Raw genomic sequence first — 2,917 nt, forward strand, 5'->3', positions numbered from 1 at the left:
GATCCCGCCGACCGCCTGCTCGAAGCCATCGGCCATCTGGCGCATGCCGGTCTTGCGCTGCTCTTCGGCCGCCAGCCGCGCCTGCGCGGTCTCGGCTTCCAGCGCTTGGGTGCGGATCAGGTTGTCCTTGAACACCTGCACGGCGGACGCCATCGCGCCGATCTCGTCACCGCGGTTCCGGTACGGTACCTCGGCTTCTGCGTTGCCGCCGGCGAGCGTACCCATCACCTGGGTCATGGTCTGGATCGGGCGGGACACGCGCAGCAGTCCAAAGGCAGCGGCGGCGCAAGCGGCGGCGAGTGCCAATGCCACGGCGATGTAGGCGGCCAGCGTGGCAGCATCAGCCTCGGACATGGCCGCGTCGGCATCGCGACGCGCTCCTTGCTCGTTCAGGGTGACGTCACGCGAGAGATCGGCGCGGGCTTCATCGTAGAGGTTTGCGGTCTCGGGTGCGCTCATCAGCTTGAGAGCAGCCGGCTGCTGACCGACCTCCATCAGGCGCCGCATCTCGGCATCTGCCTGTTCGAAGCGTCCCCAGGCAGAGGCGAAGGCATCATAGAGCGCACGCTCTTCCTTTGAGGAGATCAGCGGCTCGTAGGTCCTTCGCGCCTGAGCAAGCTTCTCGTGGGTTGTGGCGAGCTTGGCCTCGTTCTCGGCCAGATGGGCTGGCGTATCGGACAAGCTGAGCAGGCGCAGCTGCTTGATCCGGACCTCGGAGGCTAGCTCTCGCATCTGACCGACAGCGACGACCGATGGCAGCCAGTTCGCCGCGACCTCGGTGACGGAGTGACGGATCCCTGCGAGCTTGACGATCGAGAGTGCACCCTGGCCGGCGGCGATGAGGGCGAGTAGGCCGAAGGCGGCCGAGAGTGCCGCCTTGAGGGAGAGGTGCAGGCGCATAATCGGATCACCGCATTAGGATTGTAAACTGAGTTAGCTTCCGAACGACGGAGCCAAGCTACATATCAGACTTGGTCAATTCGGTTAATCAAATATTACTTATCAGATAAACCAAGCAAAACTTTATCTGATAATAGCAGCGTTGCGGCTTACTGACACAGCGCCGCAACTGTTAATTGTCATGCACAACTATGAGTTTTCATAGGGAGACTGACCACCATCACGACCTCGTGAATATGGTCAACCTGTTCTGTGGCCTGACGAAGTTCGCGTGCCTCGCCCGAAGCCCGCCAGCAGGGAGTAGTCCTTCTGCGGGAAACTCCCCCGAGCGAAACTTCAGCTGGAGCCCGCTCGTACCGCTCACCCATGAGCGAGCGACACGACAATCCGCCCTCCCCAACTACCGCGTTGGCCGCGCAGATCCAGGCGGCGCGGCTCCAGAGTGCCTACTCGATTGAGACGTTGGCGGCGCTGGCCCAGGTCGATCGCGAGGCAGTCGAAGCGCTGGAGAACGGCGCGCCGATCGCCAACGTGTCGGCTCGGGGCCGGATCATGGATGTGCTCGGTCTGCGTCCGGATAGCTCTTTTTACCCTTCCAAGCCGACCAATCTTAGCCCAGCTACTCTAACTGAAATAAGGCTCCGGGCTGCCCGCGAGCAGCGAGGGCCGAGTTAGTGGGAAGCCGCAAGTCTGTAATAGACGCGCGGAAATTCTGTCGCCGGCCAGACTTCTAGCGTCAGTGGATGTTACCAGTCGTATCGCTTTGGGTTCCTTGCCGAGCGAGTTCGCAGCCCAAGCCGAACAGTAACTCATCGATCTGCTCAAGAAGGTGCGCTGCCGTGGTGGTGGCGGCCAGCCCTCGAGCCATCAAGAGATGGTCTGCCATCGCATCCAACGCCGTGATCGGCGCGAACTCGCCGACTGGCTTTGCAGCCTGGAAGGTCTGAAGTTCGGCCGTAGCGATCAGTCCTCGCCGTTGAGGCTCGACGCTGCTGATCTGGCCAAGAAACCCGAGAAACGTCTTCCCTTTGGGCAGCCAAGAGGGGGCAGCGGACTCGTGGACCCAGATGTATGTGCCGTCGCGCCGCCGCAGGCGGTACTGCAAGGTGAATTCGCATCGTGATGCGCATGCCTGCTGGAACGCCTCCTCCACCAAGTCGCGATCGTCCACGTGGATCGAGGCGGTCCAACCGGTGCCAAGAGCGGCCGGGGGCGCCAAGCCGGTAAAGGCGTACCACTCGGCGCACATGTAAGTCGTGCGCCCCTCCGCATCTGTCAGCCAGATCATTGGGGCCTCACCAGCTCACACGAGAGACGCGGGTGCGCTCGGACAGGCGCATGAGCGGGCGCAATGTTGCGGCCGCCATTCTTGCCTTGTCGAGGGCGAGCTTACAGCTCTCTCCGTTCGCCATACCGTCCGCGCGCAGACCCTCACCGCATAAGTCGGCCATCCGTTGCGGCCCCGGGCTCCAGCTTTGACTTCCGCTCCGCCATCAGCTCGCGCTCGGCCATGAGCCAGAACTCCAGCTCGTAGCCTTCGGGCCGGTGGTTTCGATCCCAGAGGTCGTAGGCGCGCTCCTGGATCTCCTCAATCGACAGTATGGGTTCGGCCCGATCATCCGCAGGGGGGTCTTGGCTCACTCGCTGACCTCGCCTGATCCCCCGAGCGCCGAAAGCGTGACGGCGTCGTTGCGGATCTCGGCTGGCCTTCAAATCCTCCGCGAAGGCGGCGTTGATCTCGCGGTACAGCTCGCGGGTCGGATCGTACGAGACGTTGAGGAGAGCGGTCTCGGCCGCGGCCGGCAGCGCGCAGGTCCACAGGCCGGCTCCGGCCAGCAGGGACAGCCCGATCGCCCGGGCCATCCGGCCCCGACCACAAGGACAGAATCACTAACGGTCCGCCGCCGCTACCCCTGGTGAGTCCCGCTCAACGAGGGTTAGTATGAGGCGTAGTTCCCGGCGAGTTCGTTGTAGCGGGTGGCTATGCGGCGGAAGTCCTTGAGGCGGTTGAACGTCG

General features: G+C 63.2%; 3 protein-coding genes. All 3 read right to left on the reverse strand.

Features of this window, described 5'->3' with window-relative positions:
- Positions 1 to 900 (reverse strand): MCP four helix bundle domain-containing protein (locus tag MKL01_RS02950; RefSeq protein ID WP_243903744.1); only part of this gene is annotated, 900 nt, incomplete at its 3' end.
- Between the two features lie 736 nt (positions 901 to 1,636).
- The gene (locus MKL01_RS02955; RefSeq protein WP_243903745.1) at positions 1,637 to 2,188 is read right to left on the reverse strand and encodes a PAS domain-containing protein; all 552 of its coding nucleotides are present in this window, start codon (positions 2,186 to 2,188) and stop codon (positions 1,637 to 1,639) included.
- 143 nt (positions 2,189 to 2,331) lie between these two features.
- The gene (locus tag MKL01_RS36085; RefSeq protein ID WP_409566189.1) at positions 2,332 to 2,763 is read right to left on the reverse strand and encodes a DUF2934 domain-containing protein; all 432 of its coding nucleotides are present in this window, start codon (positions 2,761 to 2,763) and stop codon (positions 2,332 to 2,334) included.
- Between the last annotated feature and the right edge of the window lie 154 nt (positions 2,764 to 2,917).

Source organism: Methylobacterium sp. J-070 (assembly GCF_022829385.1).
Classification (GTDB): Bacteria; Pseudomonadota; Alphaproteobacteria; order Rhizobiales; family Beijerinckiaceae; genus Methylobacterium.